Source organism: Streptomyces sp. NPDC002403 (genome assembly GCF_053593015.1).
Genome location: NZ_JBSFBQ010000005.1, coordinates 121030 through 146364 on the forward strand (window position 1 = coordinate 121030; position 25335 = coordinate 146364).

Annotated in this window: 18 protein-coding genes; 2 read left to right on the plus strand and 16 right to left on the minus strand. The window is 70.3% G+C overall.

Annotated elements, in window-relative coordinates; translation table 11 throughout:
* Positions 1-72 precede the first annotated feature (72 nt).
* Positions 73-573, minus strand: a complete 501-nt coding sequence (locus tag ACWCPY_RS08520; RefSeq protein ID WP_329821046.1) for a hypothetical protein — start codon at positions 571-573, stop codon at positions 73-75.
* Between the two features lie 143 nt (positions 574-716).
* On the minus strand, positions 717-1802 hold the full coding sequence (gene proB / locus ACWCPY_RS08525; protein ID WP_451263724.1) for a glutamate 5-kinase: 1086 nt from the start codon (positions 1800-1802) through the stop codon (positions 717-719).
* Between the two features lie 392 nt (positions 1803-2194).
* On the opposite strand from proB, the gene ACWCPY_RS08530 reads away from it, so the two are divergent.
* On the plus strand, positions 2195-4234 hold the full coding sequence (locus ACWCPY_RS08530) for a glycosyltransferase family 2 protein (protein WP_451263584.1): 2040 nt from the start codon (positions 2195-2197) through the stop codon (positions 4232-4234).
* Positions 4235-4320: 86 nt separating this feature from the next.
* Positions 4321-4920 carry a dTDP-4-dehydrorhamnose 3,5-epimerase gene (rfbC, locus tag ACWCPY_RS08535; RefSeq protein ID WP_329821044.1) on the plus strand — a complete coding sequence of 200 codons (600 nt, stop codon included), beginning with the start codon at positions 4321-4323 and terminating at the stop codon, positions 4918-4920.
* A 67-nt stretch (positions 4921-4987) separates the two neighbouring features.
* Here the strand turns inward: rfbC and ACWCPY_RS08540 are convergent, their stop codons facing one another.
* The 14 genes from ACWCPY_RS08540 to ACWCPY_RS08605 form a co-directional block, all read right to left on the minus strand.
* Entirely contained in the window at positions 4988-5782 is a 795-nt protein-coding gene (locus ACWCPY_RS08540) for a class I SAM-dependent methyltransferase (protein ID WP_451263585.1), read from the minus strand.
* 156 nt (positions 5783-5938) lie between these two features.
* Positions 5939-6823, minus strand: coding sequence for a dTDP-4-dehydrorhamnose reductase (rfbD, locus tag ACWCPY_RS08545; protein ID WP_451263586.1), 885 nt, complete (start codon positions 6821-6823; stop codon positions 5939-5941).
* Positions 6820-7806, minus strand: coding sequence for a dTDP-glucose 4,6-dehydratase (gene rfbB, locus ACWCPY_RS08550; protein ID WP_124717742.1), 987 nt, complete (start codon positions 7804-7806; stop codon positions 6820-6822). The genes rfbD and rfbB overlap by 4 nt, the downstream gene beginning before the upstream one ends.
* Positions 7803-8873, minus strand: a complete 1071-nt coding sequence (locus ACWCPY_RS08555) for a glucose-1-phosphate thymidylyltransferase (RefSeq protein ID WP_397802757.1) — start codon at positions 8871-8873, stop codon at positions 7803-7805. The genes rfbB and ACWCPY_RS08555 overlap by 4 nt, the downstream gene beginning before the upstream one ends.
* A gap of 138 nt (positions 8874-9011) precedes the next feature.
* Positions 9012-10238 carry a glycosyltransferase family 2 protein gene (locus ACWCPY_RS08560; RefSeq protein ID WP_451263587.1) on the minus strand — a complete coding sequence of 409 codons (1227 nt, stop codon included), beginning with the start codon at positions 10236-10238 and terminating at the stop codon, positions 9012-9014.
* Between the two features lie 141 nt (positions 10239-10379).
* The gene (locus tag ACWCPY_RS08565) at positions 10380-12410 is read right to left on the minus strand and encodes a hypothetical protein (RefSeq protein WP_451263588.1); all 2031 of its coding nucleotides are present in this window, start codon (positions 12408-12410) and stop codon (positions 10380-10382) included.
* A 146-nt stretch (positions 12411-12556) separates the two neighbouring features.
* Complete coding sequence (locus ACWCPY_RS08570) at positions 12557-14056, minus strand: D-ribitol-5-phosphate cytidylyltransferase (RefSeq protein WP_451263590.1); 1500 nt, start codon at positions 14054-14056, stop codon at positions 12557-12559.
* A gap of 288 nt (positions 14057-14344) precedes the next feature.
* Positions 14345-15781: a GTPase ObgE gene (gene obgE / locus ACWCPY_RS08575; protein ID WP_451263592.1), complete on the minus strand. Its 1437-nt coding sequence runs from the start codon at positions 15779-15781 to the stop codon at positions 14345-14347.
* A 178-nt stretch (positions 15782-15959) separates the two neighbouring features.
* A complete protein-coding gene (gene rpmA / locus ACWCPY_RS08580; protein WP_018103204.1) occupies positions 15960-16217 on the minus strand; it encodes a 50S ribosomal protein L27 in 258 nt (85 codons plus the stop codon).
* A 14-nt stretch (positions 16218-16231) separates the two neighbouring features.
* Complete coding sequence (rplU, locus tag ACWCPY_RS08585) at positions 16232-16552, minus strand: 50S ribosomal protein L21 (protein WP_030921216.1); 321 nt, start codon at positions 16550-16552, stop codon at positions 16232-16234.
* A 362-nt stretch (positions 16553-16914) separates the two neighbouring features.
* On the minus strand, positions 16915-20970 hold the full coding sequence (locus ACWCPY_RS08590) for an Rne/Rng family ribonuclease (protein WP_451263594.1): 4056 nt from the start codon (positions 20968-20970) through the stop codon (positions 16915-16917).
* Between the two features lie 231 nt (positions 20971-21201).
* A complete protein-coding gene (locus ACWCPY_RS08595) occupies positions 21202-21984 on the minus strand; it encodes a TIGR03936 family radical SAM-associated protein (RefSeq protein WP_451263595.1) in 783 nt (260 codons plus the stop codon).
* A 122-nt stretch (positions 21985-22106) separates the two neighbouring features.
* Complete coding sequence (locus ACWCPY_RS08600) at positions 22107-23297, minus strand: hypothetical protein (RefSeq protein ID WP_451263596.1); 1191 nt, start codon at positions 23295-23297, stop codon at positions 22107-22109.
* Positions 23298-23380: 83 nt separating this feature from the next.
* On the minus strand, positions 23381-25306 hold the full coding sequence (locus ACWCPY_RS08605; protein WP_451263597.1) for a TIGR03960 family B12-binding radical SAM protein: 1926 nt from the start codon (positions 25304-25306) through the stop codon (positions 23381-23383).
* Positions 25307-25335: the final 29 nt, after the last annotated feature.

The following is a 25335-nucleotide window of genomic DNA, read 5'->3' on the forward strand; positions in this document are numbered from 1 at the left end:
GGGCATCCGTCACTTATCCCGTGATGCGAGACGACCGCGCCCGGGACGGCCGTCCCGGGCGCGGTCGCCCGCTCAGTACGGGTGCACTCCGACCGGAGCGGCCGGCGGCGGCCCGTACCCCTCGGCGACGCGCTGGTGGTACGTCTCGCGGTCGATGACCTCCAGGCCGACGATCTCCCAGGGCGGAAGCCTGGCCGTGGAGCGGTGCTCGCCCCACAGCCGCAGCGCGACAGCTGCCGCGTCGTGCAGATCGCGGGCCTCTTCCCAGTAGCGGATCTCCGCGTGGTCGTTGGCGTACCGGCTGGTCAGCAGGAAGGGATGGTCGTGCGCGAGCTGTTCGAGTCCGCGTCTGATCTCCTTCAGGGGAGTGTCGGCTCCCGAGACGCTGAGCGTGATGTGCCACAGCTTCGACGGGGTGCGTTCCTCCCTCACCGCCGTCTGCTCGGGCCGGGTGGTCCGGTCGTCCCCTCGCTCCGTGGTCCGGCTCCCGTCGAAGCCGGCACCTGCTCCGACACTGGTCAGGGCCCGGCCACCCGTTCCTCGGGGCGGCGCCCCCGGGCGCGCTCGTCTCACCGGCGGCCTCCTGTGAATGCGTTTACTGTGCTGTACCCCGCTGTTTCCCCGTTACAAAGTTGACCAGTCCGCGGCCGGGGATGGGGCGGTTTTCGTGAAGGTCTCTGCCCCGAGACTGGACTTTCAGCCGTTTCAGGGGTTTGTCAGGTGTGCAGTACGACCAGATCGTCCCTGTGTACGACCTCGCGCTCGTAGGCCGGACCGAGTTCCCGCGCCAGGTCGCGGGTGGAGCGGCCGAGCAGCTGCGGGATCTCCTTGGCATCGAAGTTGACGAGCCCGCGGGCCACGGGCCGGCCTTCGAGGTCGCGCAGTTCCACCGGGTCGCCGGCGGTGAACTCGCCCTGGACCGAGGCGATCCCGGCGGGCAGCAGCGAGCTGTGGCGGTCGACGACGGCCCGCACGGCCCCGTCGTCGAGGGTCAGTGAGCCCTGCGGGGTGGAGGCGTGGGCGAGCCAGAGCAGCCGGTCGGCCGAGCGGCGCCCGGTGCGGTGGAAGTACGTACCGGTGTCGCGTCCGGCCAGGGCGTCGGCGGCCCGGCTCGCCGAGGTGAGGACGACGGGGACGCCGGCGGCCGTGGCGATCCGGGCGGCCTCGACCTTGGTGACCATGCCGCCGGTGCCGACGCCCGCCTTCCCGGCGCTGCCGATGGTGACGCCCGCCAGATCCTCGGGGCCGGCCACCTCGGCGACCCGCGAGGTGCCCGGGGTGCTGGGGTCGCCGTCGTAGAGGCCGTCCACGTCCGAGAGGAGGACCAGCAGGTCCGCGCGGACGAGGTGGGCGACGAGCGCGGCGAGCCGGTCGTTGTCGCCGAAGCGGATCTCGTCGGTGGCGACGGTGTCGTTCTCGTTGACGACCGGGAGCGCGCCCATGTCCAGGAGCTGGTCGAGGGTGCGGCAGGCGTTGCGGTAGTGGGCGCGGCGGCTGGTGTCGTTGCTGGTGAGCAGCACCTGGCCGACGCGGACTCCGTACCGTGCGAAGGAGGCGGTGTAGCGGGCGACGAGCAGTCCCTGGCCGACGCTGGCGGCGGCCTGCTGCCGGGCCAGGTCCTTGGGGCGGCGCAGCAGTCCGAGCGGGGCGAGCCCGGCCGCGATGGCGCCGCTGGAGACGAGCACGATCTCGCGCTCCCCGCCGCTTCTCACCTTGGCCAGTACGTCGACGAGCGCGTCGACACGGTCCGCGTCGAGGCCGCCCGCGGCGGTGGTGAGGGACGAGGAACCGACCTTGACCACGATCCTGCGGGCCTCTGTGACGCCCTGCCTTGCCCCTGACACGTCCATCCCCAATGATTCGGCCTCGCCCAGCCCCCGCAATCTACGCGAGCCGCGGAAACGGCGCCCGTGCGTTCCGCCCTCTGGACCGGCGCCGCCCGGCGGCCGCGCCGCACCGGCCGTTCATCCGCGCGACCGCGCGCATATACCGAATGTCGTGGGACTCCTCGGGCAGTATCCGCACACTGTCGGCAGAATCACGCCGTGTCGGAGCACGCAACCATCGGGGCATCTCGACCATCTAACAGCCGATAGGGTGCACGGCGGGCGGCTTTCCATGCCCATTTCCAGCAGCGCAGGCCCTGCGTCCGCCGCCGGCCAGAGGGACTTCTCACAGACATGGGACAGCAGCAATGCCAGTCAAAGTAAGTGTCGTCATTCCTGTATACAACCCGGGCAAGTACATCGACCCCTGCATCGACTCGCTGCTGCGACAGACTCTCCCGGCAGGGGAATTCGAAGTTCTCTTCGTCAACGATGGCTCGACGGACGACACTCGTGAGCGACTCGAGAAGCTGGCCGGGGAGCACCCGCACTTCCGTGTGATCACCATCCCGAACTCCGGCTGGCCCGGAAAGCCCCGCAACATCGGTGTGGACGAGGCGAAGGGCGAGTACGTCCAGTTCGTCGACCAGGACGACTACCTCGCCTCCGGCGCCCTGCAGCGGCTGTACGACATGGGTCACCGCAACGGTTCGGACATCGTCATCGGCAAGGTGGCGAGCAACTTCCGCGGCGTCCCGCACGGTGTGTTCAAGAAGAACCGCGAGAAGTGCACCCTGCACGACGCGCCCCTGTACGACAGCCTCACGCCGCACAAGATGTTCCGTACGGAGTTCCTCCGCGAGAACGGCATCGCCTACCCCGAGGGCAAGCGCCGGCTCGAGGACCAGCTCTACATGATGCAGGCGTACTTCCCCGCCAAGGTCGTCTCGATCCTCGGCAACTACACCTGCTACTACTACTCCCGCCGGGACGACGGCCAGAACGCCGGTTCCGCGAAGATCATCCCGTCCGGCTACTACGGCAACCTCCGTGAGGTCCTCGACGTCGTCGTGGAGAACACGGAGCCCGGCGAGTTCCGGGACATGCTGCTGCGCCGCTTCTACCGCGTCGAGATGCTCGGCCGGCTCAGCGAGCCCGCCGTCCTCAAGTACGACCCCGAGTACCTGGACGAGATGTGCGACGCCGTCCAGGGCCTGGCCACGGACTTCATGGACGACGGGGTGCACGACGGGCTCGGTCCGGTGCTCCGGCTGCGCTCCTCGCTGCTGCGCAACAATGACCGCCAGGGCCTCGTCCGGATCTCCCGGTTCGCCGCGTCGGTCAAGGCGGCGGCCCGCCTGGAGAAGTTCGACTGGCGGCCGGACGGCAGGATCGACCTCACCATCAGCGGCCGTCTCGTCCACGGCGAGGACCAGGCCCCGCTGACGCTGCTGCGCCGCGACGGGCGCTACTTCCTGCACCCCGACATCACCGAGGGCCTGCTGCCGGACGGCGAGCTGCTGGACGTCACCGACGACATGTCCGGGTTCTCCGCCGAGGTGTCGCTGCGCAACCGCGAGACCGCCGTCGAGTGGTCCTGCCCCGCGACCTTCACCGCCCGTGTCGAGGAGCTCGGCGACGACGTCTGCGAGGTCGTCCTGCACGGCAGCGGCCAGATCGGTTCGGAGGCGGTCAAGGGCCGCGGCCGGGTGTCGCGCGGCTTCTGGGACGTCTGGGTGCCGCTGCGCGGTCTCGGTCTGGTCCGCAAGGCCCGGCTCGGCGCCGACCGCGCCCCGGAGGTGGACGCCGCCTGCCTGCCGGCCTCGCTGGGTTCACCGGCCCGTGCCGTCATCCCGTACTTCACCGACCCGCACGGCAACATCACCCTCGATGTGGCCCGCCGTTCCAAGAGGCTGGCCGAGTACCTCGAAGGCCGCCCGGTGCGCCGCTCCCCCGGCAGCCCCACCGAGCTGCGGCTGGACCTGTTCACCACGTCCGCCACCGCGCCCTCCGCGACCACGCTGGTCCTGAGCCCGGCGGACGGCTCCGACGGCCCGTCCCACCAGCTCCGCACCACGCTGCGCCCCACCGACGGCCGGGCCCACCTGACGGTGCCCGACCGCGCGCCGGGCGTCGCGCCCGGCACCTGGAAGCTCGCGGTCCGGCTGGACGGCGACAAGCATCCCGCGTTCCACCTCTGCGACGTCGCCGTCGGCAAGAGCGGCCGGATCACCGTCCCGCAGAGCCTGCCCGCGATCGAGGCCGAGATCATGCAGGGAATCGTCGGCAGGCGCCGGAAGGCGAAGCTGCGCCGCGCGCTGCGCGCGGTCGGCGGCCCCCTCGTGCGCCGGCTCCCGGCCAAGAGCCGCAAGCGGGCACGGCGCCTCGCCGCCCGGTTCACCGGCTGACCCCGCCCCGTACCTCCGTACGCTTCCCACCAGCACACACCGGCCGGATCCATCGGCCACGAGCGACAGAACAAGGACGTGATCGCATGCGGCAGCTCTCCATCGCAGGGGCCTGGGTGCATGAGCCCAAGGTCTTCCCGGACAGCCGCGGCAGCTTCCACGAGTGGTTCAAGGCGTCGGAGCTCAGCGAGGCCGTCGGGCACACGCTGCGGCTCGCCCAGGCCAACTTCTCCGTCTCCAGCCGGGGAACGCTGCGCGGCGTGCACTTCGCCGACGTGCCGCCGAGCCAGGCGAAGTACGTCAAGTGCGTGCGCGGCGCGGTGCTCGACGTCATCGTGGACATCCGGGTCGGCTCCCCCACGTACAAGCAGTGGGAGGCCGTCCGGCTCGACGACGTCGACCACCACTCCGTGTACCTCGCCGAGGGGCTCGGCCACGCCTTCATGGCGCTGACGGACGACGCCTCGGTCGCCTATCTGTGCTCCGAGGGCTACGCGCCCGGCCGCGAGCACGGCATCAATCCGCTCGACCCCGAGCTGGGCATCGAGTGGCCGCAGGGGATCACCCCGCTGCTGTCCGACAAGGACGCCGCGGCGCCCTCGCTGGCCGAGGCCGAGCAGCAGGGCCTGCTGCCCACGTACGAGGCGTGCCAGGAGTACTACGCGCAGCTGCGCGCCCGCGGCTGAGCCGCCGGTACGCCGAAGCCCCCGTGGTCCGTGCGGATCACGGGGGCTTCGTGCTGTCCGGACCGGGTCAGCCCGTCACGGCCTCGATGCGCGAGCGCAGCGGCGCGAACGCGGAGCGCGGGCGGCGCAGGTTGCGGGCGCGGGCCAGGGCCGGCCAGAAGTCGGCGCGGAGCAGGGTCTCGGGCCGGACGGCGTTCTTGCGCACCAGCACCTCTTCGGGCACGTCCTGCGGGTCGGGTACGACGAACTCCTCGATGATCTTGTCGTACGCGTTCTTCAGGATGTCGCTGCCGGGGTCGGCGCCGAACACGGCGACCACGCCGGTCGGTTCCGTGTCCACCTCGACGACCACCAGGTCGGGGCGGTAGCGGCGCAGTACCTGCACGACCTTGTACACGTCGCCGGTCCAGAACTTGGTGTGGCGGTCGCGGGCCGCCTCGTCGACGTCGCGCGGGAGCATGTCGTCCAGCACGATCACGCTCGACCAGCGGGAGTGCTTCTCCACGTTCATGAAGTCGCGCAGCGCGTACTCGAAGAGGTGCATGCCGTCGATGAAGGAGAGCTCCAGCTTCGGGTCCCCGCCGAGCACGTTGAGCGGATCGCGGCGGGCGAGGGCGCGGAACGGGTTCCGGCCGTTGCGCAGGTGCAGCAGCGGGTCCTTGCGGGCGAAGAAGTCGTCGCTCGTCGCCTTGACCAGGTGGACGTCACAGCTGATGTCCGTCACGACCCGGAAGGCGGGGTCGACGGCGACGGAAGGGACCCGTGAAAGGGCCAAACTTCTGCCGTCGTTGACCCCGATCTCCAGATAGTTCCGGGGGCGGTATACGCGGTGCAGATGACGCAGGAAGTCGTGGCGGTTCACTTGGAGCAGCCCTTCGCAGGTAACCAACTGGTCTGGTGCCCGGCGAAGTTACCTCATGACCGCACTGTGATGTAAGCGTTCTCCCCTATGTAAACCCTGGTTCTGAAAAACTCTGAAAATCGGCGAGATTTGACCGTCTGTACGATCAATTTATGATCATGGCCGCTCTGCCGCGAGAAGCGCCGGAAAGGCTTCCTCCAGCGCCGCCCGCCAGTCCCGGACCGGTTCGATCCCGGCCGCGGCCCAGCGGTCGTGGCCCAGCACGCTGAACGCGGGCCGGGGAGCCGGCCGCACGAAGGCCTCACTGCTCGTGGGGCGGACCCGCTCCGGGTCGGTGCCGAGCAGCCGGAAGATCTCCCGGGTGAAGCCGAACCAGGTGGTCTCGCCGCCGCTGGTGCCGTGGTACACACCGGCGGGGGCGGTGCCCGCGAGGGCGGCCTGCCCGAGCCGGACCAGCCGGTCGGCCAGATCGACGGTCCAGGTGGGCTGACCGCGCTGGTCGTCCACCACGTCGAGGGTGTCCTTGACGCCCTCCAGCTTGATCATCGTACGGACGAAGTTGCCGCCGCCCGCGCCGTACAGCCAGGCGGTACGGACCACGTAGCCGGTCTCCGGCAGGGTGGTCAGCACGGCCTGTTCGCCGGCCAGCTTGGTGCGGCCGTAGGCGCTGCGCGGCCCGGTCGGGTCGTCCTCGGCGTACGGCTTGACGCCGTCACCGGCGAAGACGTAGTCCGTGGAGACCTGGAGCAGCACGGCGCCGTGTTCGCGGCAGGCCTCGGCGAGGACCGCGGGGCCCGTGCCGTTGACCCGCAGCGCGGCGTCCTCCTGGGACTCGGCGTCGTCGACCGCGGTCCAGGCGGCGCAGTTCACCACCACGGCGGGGCGGTGCTTGCCGAAGGCCGCCCGCACCGACTCCGGGTCGGCGATGTCCACGGCCGCACGGTTCGCGGCGACGGCGGTGACGTCCTCGCCGGCGAGCCGGGCCAGGACGTCCTGGCCCAGCATCCCGGCGGCTCCGGTGACCAGCCAGACGGCGCTCACAGCGCGGCCCGGTCCTTCAGCGGCTCCCACCAGGCGCGGTTGTCGCGGTACCACTGCACGGTCTCGGCGAGGCCGGTACGGAAGTCCTTGCGGGGCTCGTAGCCGAGCTCCTCGCGGATCTTGGTGCAGTCGACCGAGTAGCGGCGGTCGTGGCCCTTGCGGTCCTCGACGTACGTGACGCTGGTGTCCCAGTCGGCGCCGCAGGCGTCCAGCAGCAGGCCCGTGAGCTCCTTGTTGGAGAGCTCGGTGCCACCGCCGATGTTGTAGACCTCGCCGGCCCGGCCCTTGGTGCGGACCAGCTCGATGCCCTGGACGTGGTCGTCGATGTGCAGCCAGTCGCGGACGTTGGCGCCGTCGCCGTAGAGCGGGACCGTCTTGCCGTCCAGCAGGTTGGTGACGAAGAGCGGGATGACCTTCTCGGGGAAGTGGTGGTGCCCGTAGTTGTTGGAGCAGCGGGTCACCCGCACGTCGAGGCCGTGGGTGCGGTGGTACGAGAGCGCGATCAGGTCGCTGGAGGCCTTGGCGGCGGAGTACGGCGAGTTGGGCGCGAGCGGGTGGGTCTCGGGCCAGGAGCCCTCGTCGATCGAGCCGTAGACCTCGTCCGTGGAGATGTGCACGAAGGTCTTGATGCCCGCCAGGTGCGCGGCGTGGATCAGGGTGTGGGTGCCCACGACGTTGGTGCGGACGAACTCGGCGCCGCCGTCGATGGAACGGTCCACGTGGGACTCGGCGGCGAAGTGCACCACCTGGTCGTGCTCGGCCATCAGCTTGGCGACCAGCTCCGGGTCGCAGATGTCACCCTGCACGAACCGGAAACCGGGGTGGTCGCGCACCTCGTCGAGGTTGGCCGGGTTGCCCGCGTAGGTGAGCTTGTCGAGCACGGTGACGGCGATGTCGCCGGGGCCCTCGGGACCGAGCACCGTACGGACGTAGTGCGAGCCGATGAAGCCGGCACCGCCGGTCACCAGGATGTTGGTGGTCATGAAGAGATCTGCACCTTGCTGTGGTCGCCGAGTACGAGTCGGTGGGCGGACGGGGAACGGGGCGCGGGGGTCACTTCGACGTCACGGCCGATGAGCGAGGCCTCGACGCGGCGGACACCGGCGATGGAGGCGCCCCGCAGAACGATGGAGTACTCGATCTCGCTGTCCTCGATGCGGACGTCCTCGGAGACCGAGGTGAACGGGCCCACGTACGCGCCGCTGATCACGGAACGCGCGCCGATGATCACGGGCCCGACGATGCGGCTGCCGCTGACCTTCGCGCCCGCCTCGATCCGCACCCGGCCGATGATCTCGCTGTCCTCGTCGACCTCGGCGTCCTCGTGGAACGGCTCGACGGCCTCCAGGACGGTCCTGTTGACCTCCAGCATGTCGGTGACGTTGCCGGTGTCCTTCCAGTAGCCGTGGATCGTGGTGGAGCGCACGTCGCGCTTCTGGTCGATCAGCCACTGGATGGCGTGCGTGATCTCCAGCTCGCCGCGCCAGGACGGCTCGATCGAGCGGACCGCCTCGTGGATCGCGGGGGTGAAGAGGTAGACGCCGACGAGCGCCAGGTCGCTCTTGGGCTCCTTCGGCTTCTCCTCCAGCGCCGCGACCCGGCCATTGGCGTCGAGCTCCGCGACACCGAAGGAGGTCGGGTTGGGCACCTGCGTCAGCAGGATCTGCGCATCGGGCTTGTCCGCGCGGAACTCCTCCACCAGACCGGTGATCCCACCGACGATGAAGTTGTCGCCGAGGTACATGACGAAGTCGTCGTCCCCCAGGAAGTCCCGGGCGATCAGCACCGCGTGGGCGAGGCCGAGCGGCTCGTCCTGCGGGATGTACGTGACCTCGATGCCGAGCGCGGAACCGTCGCCGACCGCCTCGCGGATCTCGGGCGCGGTGTCGCCGACGATGATGCCGACCTCGGTGATGCCCGCTTCCGCGATGGCTTCCAGACCGTAGAAGAGCACGGGCTTGTTGGCCACGGGCACCAGCTGCTTGGCCGAGGTGTGTGTGATGGGACGCAGGCGTGTGCCGGCCCCTCCGGATAGTACGAGAGCCTTCACGTGACCAGTCCCCATGGTGATCTGTCGGTCCTGTCGCGGGCGCGACGTCCGGACGATTTTACTGTTGCTTCTCGGTGTGATCTTCGGTGAATCGATCCTGCGGGTGCACTCGCGATCCACCCGGCGCACGAGCGGCCGTCACTCCACGGCCAGCCGAGCCTTCCAGCGCCTCATGTCCCGGCGCATCCTGCTGGCCACGCGCCGGGACAGCGAGGCCCGGCGGGCGGCGGCCCTCGGCTGCTCTATGCGCTTGCCGCCGTGCCAGTCCGGCACGGTCACCTCGTAGTTCGCATCGGCCAGACCGGCCGACGTGTCGCGGAAGTGCGGGTACGCGAGGTAGAGCGTGTCACCGTTGCGCGAGCGGACCACGTCCGGGACCGTCTTGGCCCGGATGTACCGCACCACCTCGATGAGCAGGTCCATCCTGCCCTGTGCCACACAGGCCAGACGCAGCCGCTCCGAGACCTTGATCAGCCGGGCCACGCCGTCGTTCCAGTACATCTCCATCAGCGGAGCCACGAGTTCCATCTTGTGCCGCCGGACTTCCTCGGAATCCTTCAGCACGACGGGGCCGAACTGCTGGAGCATGCCGACCGTGAAAGGCCGGACCATCAGGAAATCCCGTTTCGGACCCGCGGGCTCGATCCGGTGAATGAGCGACATCATGGCGCGCATCGAGTCGAAGCGCCATTCATAGGTGCCGCTCTTCGTGACGTGCTTCCCGTCGTCACGGCCCACCAGGTAATAGCAGACGTAATTGGAGATCACCGAGACCCCGGCGCCGCGCAGATACGCCTCCATCGTGAAGAGGGCGTCCTCACCGGTTCTGAGATTCTCGTCGAACCTCAGGGCAAGACGCTCCAGGAGTTCACGCCGGAAGAGCTTCTGGGCACTCAGGGTGTAAATGACCTTGGAGTTGTAGACGTCGACACGTTCCTTGGTGGCACCCCACATCGACTGCGGCGCTCCCCTGTTCACGCCGACCACCTTGCCGAGCACCACATCGGTGCCCGCACGGTCGGCCATGGCCACCATCCGCTCCAGCGCCTCGTCCCCGAAGTAGTCGTCCGCGTCCAGGAAGAACACGTAGCGGCCGCGGGCCAGACCGATACCCACATTGCGCGGCCCGCTGGGACCACCGGAGTTCTTCTGTCTGACCACCCGGGTCGGAACCTTCGACCGCGCGGCGAATTCCTCGAGGTACTCACCCGTGCCGTCGGTGGAACCGTCGTCGACCGCAACAATTTCGATGCGGTCGGCGCCGATGGTCTGCGCTTCCACCGATTCGAGACAACGAATGAGGTAGGGCATCGCCTCATATGCACCGACAACCACAGTCACGTCAGGAATTTGCGTCTCGTTCACACAATCAGAAGACAGTCGGTCCGGTCCGTTGGTTGTCCTACGCCACGCGACCAATTAGTGACACTCATCACAAAGGCCCGGCACAACCCTTTGCGGGGTGTGCCGGGCCTTGCCCGATCATGTAATGCAAATGGTTGACTTTCAGCCACCCACGGGTTCGCCCAGGCTCTTCGCCACTCCGGCGTTCCGCGCATCGGACTTGGCCGAGAGCGCCTTCACGGCCCTGTCGAACTGCACGATCGAGGTGGGCTCGTCCGGGCCGAGGAGGTACTGCTTCAGCTCGCTCCTGGCATCCGCCCGGGCGTCCGCGGCCGGATCCGTCACCGCGGCGAGCAGCTCGTCCAGCTCGGCCGCCGAGTTGGAGAGGATCACCGCGGCGCGCACCGCGGTGTTCTGCCGGCGGAACTCCTCCTCGCCCAGCTCGGCCGAGTCCGTGACCGCGTACGGCTTGCCGCTCGCGATGAAGTCGGAGACCACGCTGGAGATGTCCGAGACCATGGCGTCCGACTCGTTGAAGCAGTCGTACAGCCGCATCTGGGCGCCGGTGATGACCCGGTGCTCCCACCAGCCCTGAGCACGCCAGGACGCCGCGTTCCACTCGTCCTTGAGCTTCGCGGTCTCGGCCTCGCGCGCCGGGTCGGCCAGCGAGTCCCGGGACAGCTCCGCCTCGTCCCGCGCGGTGCGTCCGCCGCCGGCCAGCTCGGCCAGCCGTGCCTCGATACGGACCAGCTCGGCCCGCGCCTCGGCCTGCTCGCTCTGGAGCGCGGCCGACTGCTCCGCCCAGCGGGAGTCGGTGGCACGTTCGGCGGCGGCCTGCTCGATCATCGCCGTGATGCGCAGGTGCACCGCCTTGGCCTTGGCGCTGCGGGTGCCGGTGAAGGGGTGCGGCTTGTACAGCAGCCGGACCGGCTGCTGGGCCTCCAGCAGCCGCCTGACGATGTTCTCGCCGGCCAGCAGCAGGGAGGTGTTGCCCGGGTTGTCGTCCCAGCCCTCCCAGGTGGGGGCGTACAGCACGGTCGGGATCGGGTTCTTCTGCGTGCCCGACCAGGACTGGATGGTGGCCAGCTGCGGGCGGCCCACCTCCACGATGTCCTCGTCGCGCACCCCGACGTCGGCCAGCGCGTAACGGTCGCGGCCGGCCCGGCCCGCGGTCCACACCTCGTCGTACACCTTGCTGTACGGGTTGACGCTGGCGATCTTGTCGCTGTCGCCGTGGCCGATGAAGACGTGCTTCATCGTCGGCACCCGGAGCAGGTGGATGTTCTTGCCGACGTTGGCCGCGTACAGCGCGACCCGCACCGACGAGAGGTCCAGGTTCATCAGGTGGACACCGCCGGGCACGCAGAGCACCGGCACCGAGGTGGTGGCGAGCTGCGGCACGATGTTGCGCTCACGGAGCAGGATCATCGGCCGGCCGCCGAGCTGCGCCATGGTCTCCAGCCACATGTTGACCTGGTAGGCGGAGTCCTTGGAGCCGGAGAAGTACAGCATCACGGTCGGCCGGTACTCGGCGAGCCAGTCGCCCACCGCGTTGAGGACCTTGGTCTCCGGGGGTACGAGCCGGCTCGGCCGGACGTACGGCAGCAGCGCCGCCAGGTAGCAGACCGCGAGAACGAGCGTCAGGCCGAGGCCGATGTACGCGATGGCCTCCTTGCCGGTCTCGACCGCGACCAGCACACCCACCATCGAGAAGACGTCCAGGTGCAGCATCTTCTCGGCGGGCCGGTTCATCAGGCTCTGCGGCGGGGCGTCCGCGATCCGCACCGCGGCCAGGTCGATGTTGCGGGTGACCACCGGAAGCTTGCGGCGCAGCCGGATCAGGGTGACCATCGCGCTCTGCGGTGCCTGGAGCCCGTAGAACGCCAGCAGGCAGGCGACCGTGACGTAGAAGAGCGTCTGCTCGCCGTATCCCATGCGGGACAGCAGCAGGACGAGCAGGAGTTGCCGGACCAGGAAGCGGATGGAAAGCCCCGCCCGGACCGCGGCGAGCCGGTTGATCAGATAGCTGCCGCAGTGGTGCAGATACCGGTCCGCGAGATAGGTGACCGCGGTGGCCGCGGCGAAGAACCAGAGATTGGGGATTATTGCCGCGAGCATTATGCACGGGAACCCCAGAGCCACCAGGAGCGCGGCGGCCAGCTCCGAACCGCTGCCCACCCGAGCCAAGCGCATGGCTTTCGAAATCACGAAGTACCGCTCCCGAGGGTGCCGACTTTTACCTTACGTGGGGAATGTGAAGGCTGAGCTTCACGAATTCGGACCCCTGCGGTTCGCACATGGCGACTGCAGGGGTCCGAATAGTCGATTGTCAAGCAGTATTACACATCGGCCTGTCGGTCCAGGACAGCGGCAAGCGCCTGCTCGAAACCGGATGCCTCGGAGGCGCCACGCGTCGGGTCCTGCTGGCGTACGTCGATGACATGGCCGGTCATCTCCGAGAGCAGGACGTCGAGCGAGGTCCTGGCGACCGCCTCGGAGGAGAGCAGCGTGCCCGCGGGCTCCGCGCCGAACGCCTTGGTGCGCATCGGCGTGGCCGTGCGCTCGGGGTTCACGCAGTTCACCCGCACCCCGTCGGCCGCCCACTCGTCCGAGAGCGCCTGGGTGAGGTTCACCATGGCGGCCTTGGTCGACGAGTAGAGGCTGTACTCGGCGCGGCCCCGGGTGTAGCTGCTGGAGGTGTAGAGCAGCAGCTGACCCTTGGTCTCGGCGAGGTACTTGTACGAGGCGCGGGCGATCTGCACCGGTGCCAGGTAGTTGACGTTCAGCGCTTCCTGGATGGTCGCGTTGTCCGTCTCGGCCAGCTTGCCGATGCGGAGCACGCCCGCGGTGTTGATCACGTAGTCGACACGGCCGGTGTCGGCGTACGCCTTGGAGAGCGCCTCGTCGATGTGCTCGGGGTTCTCCACGTGCGTACCGGTGGTGGAGCGGCCCAGGGCGTAGACGGTGGCGCCGTAGGACTCGGCGAGCGTCGCGATGTCCGCGCCGATGCCGTAGGAGCCGCCGAAGACGACGAGGGTCTTGCCGGTGAGCAGTTCGCGGTAGGCGGCGTCGTCGGTCGGCTGCGGAACGGCCGTGGAGGCCAGCTGGAAGAGCTTGTCCGCGATGAAGACGTCGACCGGCTGGGTGACCTTCATGTTGTACTCGTCGCCCGCCACGACGTAGATCGGTACGTCGGGGAGGTACTTCAGCACGACCGAGCAGTCGTCGGTCGCCTGGAAGTTCGGGTCGCCCGCAGCGACCTCGTAGGCCCGGCGGATCGTGGAGAGCTTGAAGGCCTGCGGCGTCTGGCCCCGGCGCAGCCGGGAGCGGTCGGGCACATCGGTGATGAACTCGCCGTCGCCGCCGTGGGTGCGGGTCACGATGATCGTGTCCGCGGACGGGATGGCGACGTCGACGGCCTCGTAGCGGTCGAGGGCGTCGACGCAGTCCTTGATGACACGCTGCGAGAGCAGCGGGCGCACGGCGTCGTGGAAGAGGACATTGCGGTCCTCGCCCTCGGCCAGGCCCTCGCCGAGGGCCGCGATGGCGCGCTCGGTGGTCTCGTTGCGCGTGGAGCCGCCCTCGATCACCTTGGTGACCTTGGTGAGTCCGGCCTTGGCGACGATCTTCTCGATGTCGGGCACGTAGCCCGGGGCCATCAGCACGATGACGTCGTCGATGGAGTCGGCCTGCTGGAAGATCGACAGTGTGTGCTCGATGACAGCCTTGCCTGCGATCTTCAGCAGCTGCTTGGGAATGGACAGACCCACGCGCTGACCGGTACCGCCGGCGAGCACGACTGCTGTGGTTCGGGCTTTGACTATGTGCTGAGCAGACACAGACGACCTACCTTGCGAGGCTGGGAGATACCGCGATGGTTGCACTCTCCGTTACCGTCTCGCAAGGTGGACGTCGGCCGCCGCATGCCGTATCGAAACCTTTTGTTGCCTTGCGATCAGGGCGGATACCGGAATTAACGCGTCCCGGCCGGGTGACCGACGCCACACGAGTGAGCGGCATGATTCACCCTTGAGCGGGTTCGGTTCCCCCGGACGTATGACGCGGAGAGCGTGCACCACCGCCGGACGGGCCTGCGGAACAGGCCGGTCCGGCGGCCGGTGCCCGTTCTAGAACGGGTTGAACTCGTCGAACTCGCGCTGTGCCTCGTCGCGCTCCGTCTCGCGCTCGCGCCGGCGCTGCGCCGCGGGGCGCGGTGCTTCGAGCCGGTGGTCCTCGCCACGACGGCCGAGCATCTCCGCGCCCGCCGCCAGGGTCGGCTCCCAGTCGAAGACGACCGCGTTGTCCTCGGCGCCGATGGCGACGCCGTCGCCCGCCCGGGCTCCGGCCTTCACCAGTTCGTCCTCGACACCGAGGCGGTTGAGCCGGTCGGCCAGGTAGCCGACGGCCTCGTCGTTGTTGAAGTCGGTCTGGCGCACCCAGCGCTCCGGCTTCTCGCCGCGCACCCGGTAGATGCCGTCCTCTTCCAGGGTGACGGTGAAGCCCGCGTCGTCGACGGCCTTCGGGCGGATGACGATCCGGGTCGCCACCTCCACCGGCTTGGCCGCACGCGCCTCGGCGATGATGCCCGCGAGCGCGAAGGAGAGTTCCTTCAGACCGGTGTGGGCGACGGCGGACACCTCGAAGACGCGGTAGCCGCGCTCCTCCAGGTCCGGGCGGATCATGTCGGCGAGGTCCTGGCCGTCCGGGATGTCGACCTTGTTGAGGACGACGATGCGGGGCCGGTCCTCCAGACCGCCGTACTGCTTCAGCTCCTCCTCGATCACGTCGAGGTCGGAGACCGGGTCGCGGTCCGACTCCAGCGTCGCGGTGTCCAGCACGTGCACCAGCACGGAGCAGCGCTCCACGTGCCGCAGGAACTCCAGGCCGAGGCCACGGCCCTGGCTGGCGCCCGGGATCAGACCCGGGACGTCGGCGACGGTGTAGACGGTGCTGCCCGCGGTGACCACGCCGAGGTTCGGGACGAGGGTCGTGAACGGGTAGTCGGCGATCTTCGGCTTGGCCGCCGAGAGGACGGAGATCAGCGAGGACTTGCCGGCGCTCGGGTAGCCGACCAGTGCGACGTCGGCGACGGTCTTGAGCTCCAGGACGATGTCCCGGGCCTCGCCGGGCTCGCCGAGCAGCGCGAAGCCGGGGGCCTTGCGCCGGGCGGAGGCCAGCGCGGCGTTGCCGAGGCCGCCGCGGCCGCCCTGTCCGGCGACGAACGTGGTGCCCTGGCCGATCAGGTCGGCGAGCACATTGCCGTTCCGGTCGAGCACGACCGTGCCGTCCGGCACCGGCAGGACCAGGTCCTGGCCCTCCTTGCCGGAACGGTTGTCGCCCGCGCCGGGCTGACCGTTGGTGGCCTTGCGGTGGGGGTGGTGGTGGTAGTCGAGGAGCGTGGTGATCGCCTGGTCGACGACCAGGGTCACATCGCCGCCGCGGCCGCCGTTGCCGCCGTCCGGGCCGCCGAGCGGCTTGAACTTCTCACGGTGTACGGAGGCACAGCCGTGGCCCCCGTTACCCGCGGCGACGTGCAGCTCGACGCGGTCCACGAAGGTGGTCATGGTTGAAACCTCCAGTTACATGCATGCAGAAATATCTCACTCGTGCTGCCCCGCCGGCTCGTGCCGTACCGCTGGGAGACAGCTGTCCCTCATGGGAGAAACACGCGAAAGGCGGACCCGCTTCCCGTACGGGAAGTGAGGTCCGCCTCCGCAGAAACCGCTCGACGAGCGCCGAAAATCAGCCGGCGATCGGAACGATGTTCACGACCTTGCGGCCACGGTGCGTGCCGAACTCGACCGCACCGGCGGCGAGAGCGAACAGCGTGTCGTCGCCGCCACGGCCGACGCCCGTGCCCGGGTGGAAGTGCGTGCCGCGCTGGCGGACCAGGATCTCACCGGCGTTGACGGCCTGACCGCCGAAGCGCTTCACGCCGAGCCGCTGAGCATTGGAATCGCGCCCGTTCCGGGTGGACGATGCGCCCTTCTTGTGTGCCATGTCTCCTCAGTCCCTTACTTCGCAGCCGCGGGGATACCGGTGACCTTGATCGCCGTGTACTGCTGACGGTGACCCTGGCGACGGCGGTAGCCGGTCTTGTTCTTGTAGCGAAGGATGTCGATCTTCGCGCCCTTGTGGTGGTCCACGACCTCGGCCTGGACCTTGATCCCGGCCAGCACCCACGGGTCGCTGGTCACGGCGTCGCCGTCGACCACGAGCAGGGTCGAGAGCTCGACCGTGTCGCCAACCTGGGCAGTGGAAATCTTGTCAACCTCAACGATGTCACCGACAGCAACCTTGTGCTGGCGGCCACCGCTGCGCACGATGGCGTACACGCGGATCTCTCTCTCGCTCGGAACGGGGCCCCTGATGCCAGCCGCTCACACGGGCCGGGGCCCGGGGTGATCCGAATGGACGAGCGGCCTCTCACCTGTGAAGGGAGGGGGTTGCTCAGGGACAGGCGCATGGAAACACGCCGAAGGGCAAGGTTACGGGCCGCCGTCCGGAGGGTCAAACCGGGCCCTGTGTCCTTCCCCGCCACTCCCCCGTTCATGCCTGCCGGCACGACCGCGGGCTCCACGACGGGCCACGACGGCCGGTGGGCCACACCCCCGCGGGGAATGTGGCCCACCGGCCGTCGAACCGCGCCGTACGGCCGCGGAGGAGGCCTCCGTGGCCGTACGGGCCGCGCTGTCGCCTACACCTCGGCGTCGGCCGGGACTGCGGACTTCGACGGCTTCTCCGCGGCGACGGTCTTCTTGGCCGCCGCCTTCTTCGCCGTCGTCTTCTTCGCCGCGGTCTTCTTGGCGGCCGTCTTCTTGGTGGCCGCCTTCTTGGCCGTGGCCTTCTTGGCGGTCTTGCGGACCGCCTTCTTGGCCGGGGCCGCCGCCTCCGCGGTCTCGGCGTCGGGCGTCGGCTCGGCCTCGGGCTTCGGCTCGGCCGGGCCGGTCACCACGACGACCTCCGCACCGTCCGCACCTGCGGGCGAGCCCGCGGGGGCGGTGACCTTGCGGGTCACCCGGCGACGCGCACGCGGCGGGGCGGCCTCGGGGGCCACCTCCTCGGGTGCGGCCTCGGGCTGCGGGGCCTCGACGGCCTCGGCCGGCTGCTCGACCGGCTCGGCGACCCGGACCGGTTCCGGCTGCTCGGCCGGGGCCGGGGAGCCCGCCGGGGCGGTCGCCTTACGGGTCGCCCGACGGCGCGTACGGCCCTGCGGGGCCTCGGCCGCGGGTGCCTCCTCGACCACCGGGGCCGGGGTCTCGACGACCGGCTCCGGCTCGACGGCCGGCTCGGGCTCCGCGACCACGACCGGCTCCGGCTCGACGGCCGGGGCGGCAGCGGGTGCGGCCGCGGCCTTCGGGGCACCGGCCGGGGCCGTCGCCTTACGGGTCGCACGGCGACGCCCACGACCGCGCGTGGCGGCCGCCTCGGCCTCCGCCGGGCTGCTGTACAGCTCCTCGTCCGGGACGAACTCCGGCTCGGGCAGCGCCACCGGTGCGGCCACCTCGGCGGCCACCTCGGCCTCGGTCTCGGTCTCGGTCTCGACCTCTGCCACGGCTTCGGCCCCGGCCACGTGCTCGTGGTCCGCGCCGCCCCGGCCGCGCTTCTTGGAACGCTTGCCGCTGCCGCCGCCGCCGATCGAGGTCGGCTGCTCCATGTGCACGATCACGCCGCGCCCGTTGCAGTGGACACACGTCTCGGAGAAGGACTCCAGCAGGCCCTGGCCCACCCGCTTTCGGGTCATCTGGACCAGGCCCAGCGACGTGACCTCGGCGACCTGGTGCTTCGTACGGTCGCGTCCCAGGCACTCCAGCAGGCGCCGCAGCACCAGGTCCCGGTTGGACTCCAGCACCATGTCGATGAAGTCGACCACGACGATGCCGCCGAGGTCGCGCAGCCGCAGCTGGCGCACGATCTCCTCGGCCGCCTCCAGGTTGTTCTTGGTGACGGTCTCTTCGAGGTTGCCGCCCTGACCGGTGAACTTGCCGGTGTTGACGTCGACGACGACCATCGCCTCGGTCTTGTCGATCACCAGCGAGCCGCCGCTCGGCAGATAGACCTTCCGGTCCAGCGCCTTCATCAGCTGCTCGTCGATCCGGTACGTCGCGAAGATGTCGACCTCGGAGGTCCACCGCGACAGGCGGTCCGTCAGGTCGGGCGCCACCTGCGAGACGTAGCCGTGGATGGTCTCCCACGCGTCGTCGCCGCTGACGATGACCTTGGAGAAGTCCTCGTTGAAGATGTCGCGGACGACCCGGACGGTCATGTCCGGCTCGCCGTAGAGCAGGGTCGGCGCATTGGAGCTGCCGGTGCTCTTCGACTTCTTCTGGATGTCCTCCCACTGCTGCTGGAGCCGCTCGACATCGCGGCGCAGCTCGTCCTCGCTCGCGCCCTCCGCGGCGGTACGGACGATGACGCCCGCGTCCTCGGGGACGATCTTCTTGAGGATGGTCTTCAGCCGGGCCCGCTCGGTGTCGGGCAGCTTGCGGCTGATGCCGGTCATCGAGCCCTCGGGCACGTAGACCAGGTAGCGGCCGGGCAGCGAGACCTGGCTGGTCAGACGGGCGCCCTTGTGGCCGATCGGGTCCTTGGTCACCTGGACGAGGACGGACTGGCCGGACTTGAGCGCGGTCTCGATACGGCGCGGCCCGTGGGCCATGCCGAGTGCCTCGAAGTTCACCTCACCGGCGTAGAGCACCGCGTTGCGGCCCTTGCCGATGTCGACGAAGGCGGCCTCCATGGACGGCAGTACGTTCTGCACCTTGCCCAGGTAGACGTTGCCGACGTAGCTGGTGGCCTGCTCCTTGTTGACGTAGTGCTCGACGAGCACGTTGTCCTCGAGGACGCCGATCTGGGTGCGCTCGCCGTTCTGGCGGACGACCATGACCCGCTCCACGGCCTCGCGGCGGGCCAGGAACTCGGCCTCGGTGATGATCGGGACGCGGCGGCGGCCCTGCTCACGGCCCTCGCGGCGGCGCTGCTTCTTGGCCTCCATACGGGTCGAGCCCTTGATGGACTGGACCTCGTCGAAGCCGGTGCCGGGCTCCCGCTCTTCCTTCTTACGCGGCTCACGGACCTTGACGACCGTGCGCTCCGGGTCGTCCGTGCCGTTGTCGGCGTCGGCGGAGACGTCCCCGCTGCGGCGACGGCGACGGCGCCGACGGCGGCTGCTGCTCGACCCGGCGGCGGACGCCTCGTGCTCCTCGTCCTCCTCCTCGGACTCCTGAGCGTGCTCCTGCTCGTCCTCGGCGTGCTCGGCGGCGGCCTCGTCGGCGTTCTGCTCCGCGGCCTCCTCGCCCTCGCTGACCTCGCCACGACGACGGCGACGGCCTCCGCGACGGCGACGGCGCGAGGGCCGGTCCCCGTACTCGTCCGTCTCGTCGCCCTCGCGCTCGGCCTCGGCCTCGTGCTCCGGCTCGGGCTCCTCCTCGGCGGGCTCCTCCACCACGGGGGCGGCGGCCTGCTCGGGCTCGACGGCCTCACCGCGACGGCGGCGACGGCGACGCGAACCGGCCTGCGGCGCGGCCTCGGCGGCCGGGGCCTCGACGGCGGCCGTCGGCTCCTCGACCGTCTCGGCCTCTTCCTCGACCTCTTCGTAGCGCGACGCCGCAGCGGCGGCGGCCGCGGTCTCCGGGGTCTGGAACATCGGCTCGGCGAAGACCGGCGCCTGGAACACGGCCACGGCGGGGCGCTCGGCACGGCGGCTCTTGCGGACGGGCTCCTCCGCCTTGGCGGTGAACTCCGGCCGGCCCGCGGGGGCGGTGGCCCGGCGGCGCTGACGGCCGCGCGGCGCGGTGCCCTCGGCCTCGGCGGGCTCGGCGGCGGGCTCCTCGGCCACGGCCGGCGCTTCCTCGACGATCTCCACGGCTTCGGCGGCCTTCGGCGCACCCGCCGGCGAGGTCGCCTTACGGACCGCACGACGACGGCCGCGCGGAGCCTCGACGGGCTCGACGACCTGCTCCTCGGCGGCCTCTTCCTCGACGGCCTCTTCTTCGGCGGCCACGGCGGGTTCCGCAGGCGCGGCAGGCGCCTCGGCGGGCTGCGGCGCACCGGCAGGTGCCGATGCCCGGCGCCGGGTACGGCCGCGCGGCGCTGCGGGCTCGGGTTCGACGGCCTCGGCGGCCGGCTCGGGCTCGGCCACGGCCGGCGCTTCCTCGACGATCTCCACGGCTTCGGCGGCCTTCGGCGCACCCGCCGGGGCCGTCGCCTTGCGGACGGCGCGACGGCGCGGACGCGCGGGCGCCTCCTCCACCGGTGCCTCGGCCACGGGCTCGGCCTCGACGGCCGGCGCGGCGGACTCGGTGACCTCGGCGGCCTTCGGCGCACCGGCCGACGAGGTCGCCTTGCGGACCGCACGACGGCGCGGACGCGCGGGCGCCTCCTCCACCGGTGCCTCGGCCACGGGCTCGGCGGCCGTTGCGGCGGCCTCGACGACCTCCACGGCCTCTGCGGCCTGCGGCGCACCCGCCGGGGCCGTCGCCTTGCGGACGGCGCGACGACGCGTACGAGCGGGCGGCGCGGCTTCCGCCGACGCGGCGCTTCCGGCGTCGGCAGTGGTGCTGTCGGACACTGCGGCGTCAACGGCCGGTATGGCCGGCGCGGCCGCCTCGGCGGCTGCGCCCTGGGCCTCCGCCACCGGCGGACCGGCCGGGCGGGACGCTGCGCGGCGCCTGCGGCGCGGCGGCAGCTTGTCGCCGGGTGCGTTGTTCTCTTCGGCGTTCCCGGTCGTGCCGGGTTCGTTGGACTGGGGCATGCGGGCGGTTCTCCCGTCAGGCTCCCGGGCGCCGCGTCTGGTTCCGGTCCGGCACGGTCCGCGCGATGTACGCGGCTCCGCCGTCCGGGGCGCGGGCGCCGCACGGGAGCTCAATGTCTGGCTCGCCGGTTCCGTACGCGCTGTGCGTACGGCCTGGCGAAAGTCTTATGGGTCATCGCGCGGCCCGAACGGGATGGCTCCCGAGTCGGAGGCTGCGCTGCAACGACCGCCTTACGCGGAACCTGCACCTTCCGGCGCCGTCGCGACGGCGGTCCCGGTGGCCGTGGGTGGAGCGGCCGGGGCTGCCTCGCGGTCGGGCGCGAGCGGGTCGGTCACCGTGCCGGACTCCTCGTCGAAGAGCCCCTGCGCCAGCCTGGTCACCGCTGCGGGGACCGGCGGCGCCAGGTCGGCCACAACGCGGAGACCGGACAGGACGTCGTCAGGTCGCACGGCAGGTGTCACGTGCCGAACAACCAGCCGCAGTATCGCACAGGGCCTGTCCTCGGGCCTATCAGCCTGTGGATCAAGAGCCTGCAGTTCGACCACGGCGGCACGGGCGTCGAAGGTGCGCATGCCGTTCTTCGCGCGGCGCTGGACCTCGACGGTCTCCGCCTTGTTGAAGGCGGCCACGGCCTCGGCCGCCTCCGCCGCGGTGACACCGTCGAGACGAAGCTCCCAGACGGAGGCGGTCAGCCGGTCGGCGAGACCCGAGGTACGGGCCTCCACGGCGTCGGTGATGTCGAGACCGTCCGGCAGCGAGCCGTTGAGCAGCTCCCGCAGAACGGCCGGATCGCGGGCCTCGGTGAGGGCGATCTCCAGGAACTCGGCCTCGCTGCCCGTGCCGGTCGGGGCGGCGTTGGCGTACGACACCTTCGGGTGCGGGGTGAAGCCGGCCGAGTAGGCCATGGGCACCTCGGAGCGGCGCAGTGCCCGCTCGAAGGCGCGCTGGAAGTCACGGTGACTGGTGAACCGGAGGCGGCCGCGCTTGGTGTAGCGCAGTCGGATGCGCTGCACCGCCGGTGCGGGCGGCGGGCCTTCGGGCTGTCGCTTGCCCAGTGGTTCTTCTCCTCGGTGCGGGGCGGACGCGGTGGGGCGCCGCCCTCGAAATGCGGGTGGCCCGGGGTGTCCGGTCCGGCTCACCCCCGCTCGGCTCTTTTCCCTCCGGGCGAGGAGATCTCTGGTTCGGGCGCCACGCTGGGCACAGTCGTTGTACTACCCAGAGTACGCGTAACAGGCCTCCCCGGTTCCCGGGGCTCGGCCACCCCCGGCCCGCCGACCAGGGCCCGCCATGCGTCGCGGCGTGCCTGGCGTACGGTCTCGCGCGCCGAGCGCAGCGCCGAGCGGGCCGTGCGTCCGGCCTCGACGGCGGCGCGCCCGGCCGGGGCCCAGATCCGATCGCGCAGGAAATGACCCACGGGTGTGCAGACCGTGCGGTAGGCCCAGGCCACCGGCGCCCCGACCAGATGCCGGGCCAGCCAGGCGACGGCCCGGCCGACGGCCCGCGAGATGTACCCCGCGACCTGCCAGGCGATGCCGAACGCGGCGGCGATCTCCCGGCCCACCGGGGACAGGACCCGCCGGTACAGCCAGTGAAGCGGCGCGACCAGCAAGGTCCTGACCAGCCACACCACCGCCGCCCACAGCCCGGACCCGGTGGCCGAGATCCCGCGCGCCAGCCCGTCCAGCAGCCGGCCGACGCCGTGACCGAGCGGGGTGAGCACTTCCCGGTACAGCCACCCCAGGGACCGTACGACCAGGTGCTCGGCCAGCCAGGTCGCGCCGAGGGCGAGCGGCACCACGACGTACCGCCACAGTCCGGTCACCGGCCGGACGAGGACCACCGTGAGAAGCAGGCCGACGGCCCGGCGGATCCCGCGTCCGGCAGGCGTGAGCAACGCCTGGTACACCCACCGCAGCCCGCGCCCGAGCGGCGTGAGCACCGACCCGTACAGCCACACCATCGGCATCACCAGCCCGTGCCGCACCCCCGGCACCAGCACATACCGCCAGAGCGCGACCCACGGCCACACGAAGACCGCCCCGGCCACCCACCGCAGCGCATGCCCGAGCGGAGTGAGCACCGACTCGTACAGCCATCCGGCGGGTGCCACCACCAGCGTCCCGAACAGCCAGGAAAGGGCACGCCCCAGCGGGCGCAGCAGGCTCCGGTCGAGGGCACGGCCCGCCACCACCAGGGCGTCCCAGACCATCCGTACGGGCAGGACGACGACCAGCACCACGATCCGTACCGGGATCCGGATCAACGTGGTCAGACAGCCCTCACCGGCTTCGTACTCCGCCGGGGCCCTGTGTTCGCCGTAGTCCATGCCGTGAACGACGCGAAGGCCCGGCCGGGAGTTCACCGGGCCGGGCCTTCGTCACTCATCTGTCATCTGCGGGGACGCGGCGGCTACTTCACGACCGACAGCGGCAGCAGCTTCTTGCCGGTCGGGCCGATCTGGATGCTGGTGTCCATCTGCGGGCAGACGCCGCAGTCGAAGCACGGGGTCCAGCGGCAGTCCTCGACCTCGGTCTCGTCGAGCGAGTCCTGCCAGTCCTCCCAGAGCCAGTCCTTGTCCAGGCCGGAGTCCAGGTGGTCCCAGGGCAGGACCTCCTCGTAGGAACGCTCGCGGGTGGTGTACCAGTCGACGTCCACGCCGTACTCGGGCAGCGTCTTCTCGGCGGCGGTCATCCAGCGGTCGTAGCTGAAGTGCTCGCGCCACCCGTCGAAGCGGCCGCCGGACTCGTAGACCGCGCGGATGACGGAGCCGACGCGGCGGTCGCCGCGCGAGAGGAGGCCCTCGACGATGCCGGGCTTGCCGTCGTGGTAGCGGAAGCCGATGGAGCGGCCGTACTTCTTGTCGCCGCGGATCTTGTCGCGGAGCTTGGTGAGCCGGGCGTCGGTCTCCTCGGCGCTCAGCTGCGGGGCCCACTGGAACGGTGTGTGCGGCTTGGGCACGAAGCCGCCGATGGAGACGGTGCAGCGGATGTCGTTCTGGCCGGAGACCTCGCGGCCCTTGGCGATGACGTTGACCGCCATGTCGCCGATCTGGAGGACGTCCTCGTCGGTCTCGGTGGGCAGACCACACATGAAGTACAGCTTCACCTGGCGCCAGCCGTTGCCGTACGCGGTGGCGACGGTCCGGATGAGGTCCTCTTCCGAGACCATCTTGTTGATGACCTTGCGCATCCGCTCGGAGCCGCCCTCGGGGGCGAAGGTGAGCCCGGAGCGGCGGCCGTTGCGGGTCAGCTCGTTGGCCAGGTCCACGTTGAACGCGTCGACGCGGGTGGACGGCAGCGAGAGGCCGATCTTGTCCTCGGTGTACCGGTCGGCGAGGCCCTTGGCGATCTCACCGATCTCGGTGTGGTCCGCGGAGGAGAGCGAGAGCAGGCCGACCTCCTCGAAGCCGGTCGCCTTGAGTCCCTTCTCGACCATCTCGCCGATGCCGGTGATGCTTCGCTCCCGCACGGGGCGCGTGATCATGCCGGCCTGGCAGAAACGGCAGCCGCGGGTGCAGCCGCGGAAGATCTCGACGGACATCCGCTCGTGGACGGTCTCGGCGAGCGGTACGAGGGGCTGCTTCGGGTACGGCCACTCGTCGAGGTCCATCACGGTGTGCTTGGACACCCGCCACGGCACGCCCGACTTGTTGGGCACGACACGGCCGATCCGCCCGTCCGGGAGGTACTCGACGTCGTAGAAGCCCGGGACGTAGACACCGCCGGTCCTCGCGAGGCGGAAGAGCACCTCCTCGCGTCCGCCGGGGCGGCCCTCGGCCTTCCAGGCGCGGATGATCTCGGTGATCTCCAGGACGGCCTGCTCGCCGTCGCCGATGACCGCGCAGTCGATGAACTCGGCGATCGGCTCGGGGTTGAAGGCGGCGTGGCCGCCCGCGAGGACGATCGGGTCGTCGAGACCGCGGTCCCGGGCCTCCAGGGGGATGCCCGCGAGGTCCAGGGCGGTGAGCATGTTGGTGTAGCCGAGCTCGGTGGAGAAGCTGAGCCCGAAGACGTCGAACGCCTTGACCGGGCGGTGGCTGTCCACGGTGAACTGCGGGACCTGGTGCTCGCGCATCAGCTCTTCGAGGTCCGGCCACACGCTGTAGGTGCGCTCGGCGAGGACGCCCTGACGCTCGTTGAGTACCTCGTAGAGGATCATGACGCCCTGGTTGGGGAGCCCGACCTCGTACGCGTCCGGGTACATCAGTGCCCAGCGGACGTCGCATTCGTCCCACGGCTTGACGGTGGAGTTCAGCTCACCGCCGACGTACTGGATGGGCTTCTGCACATGCGGGAGCAGAGCTTCGAGCTGTGGGAAGACCGAATCGACAGACATCGCGAACTTTCGAGAGCCGGCAAGGGTGA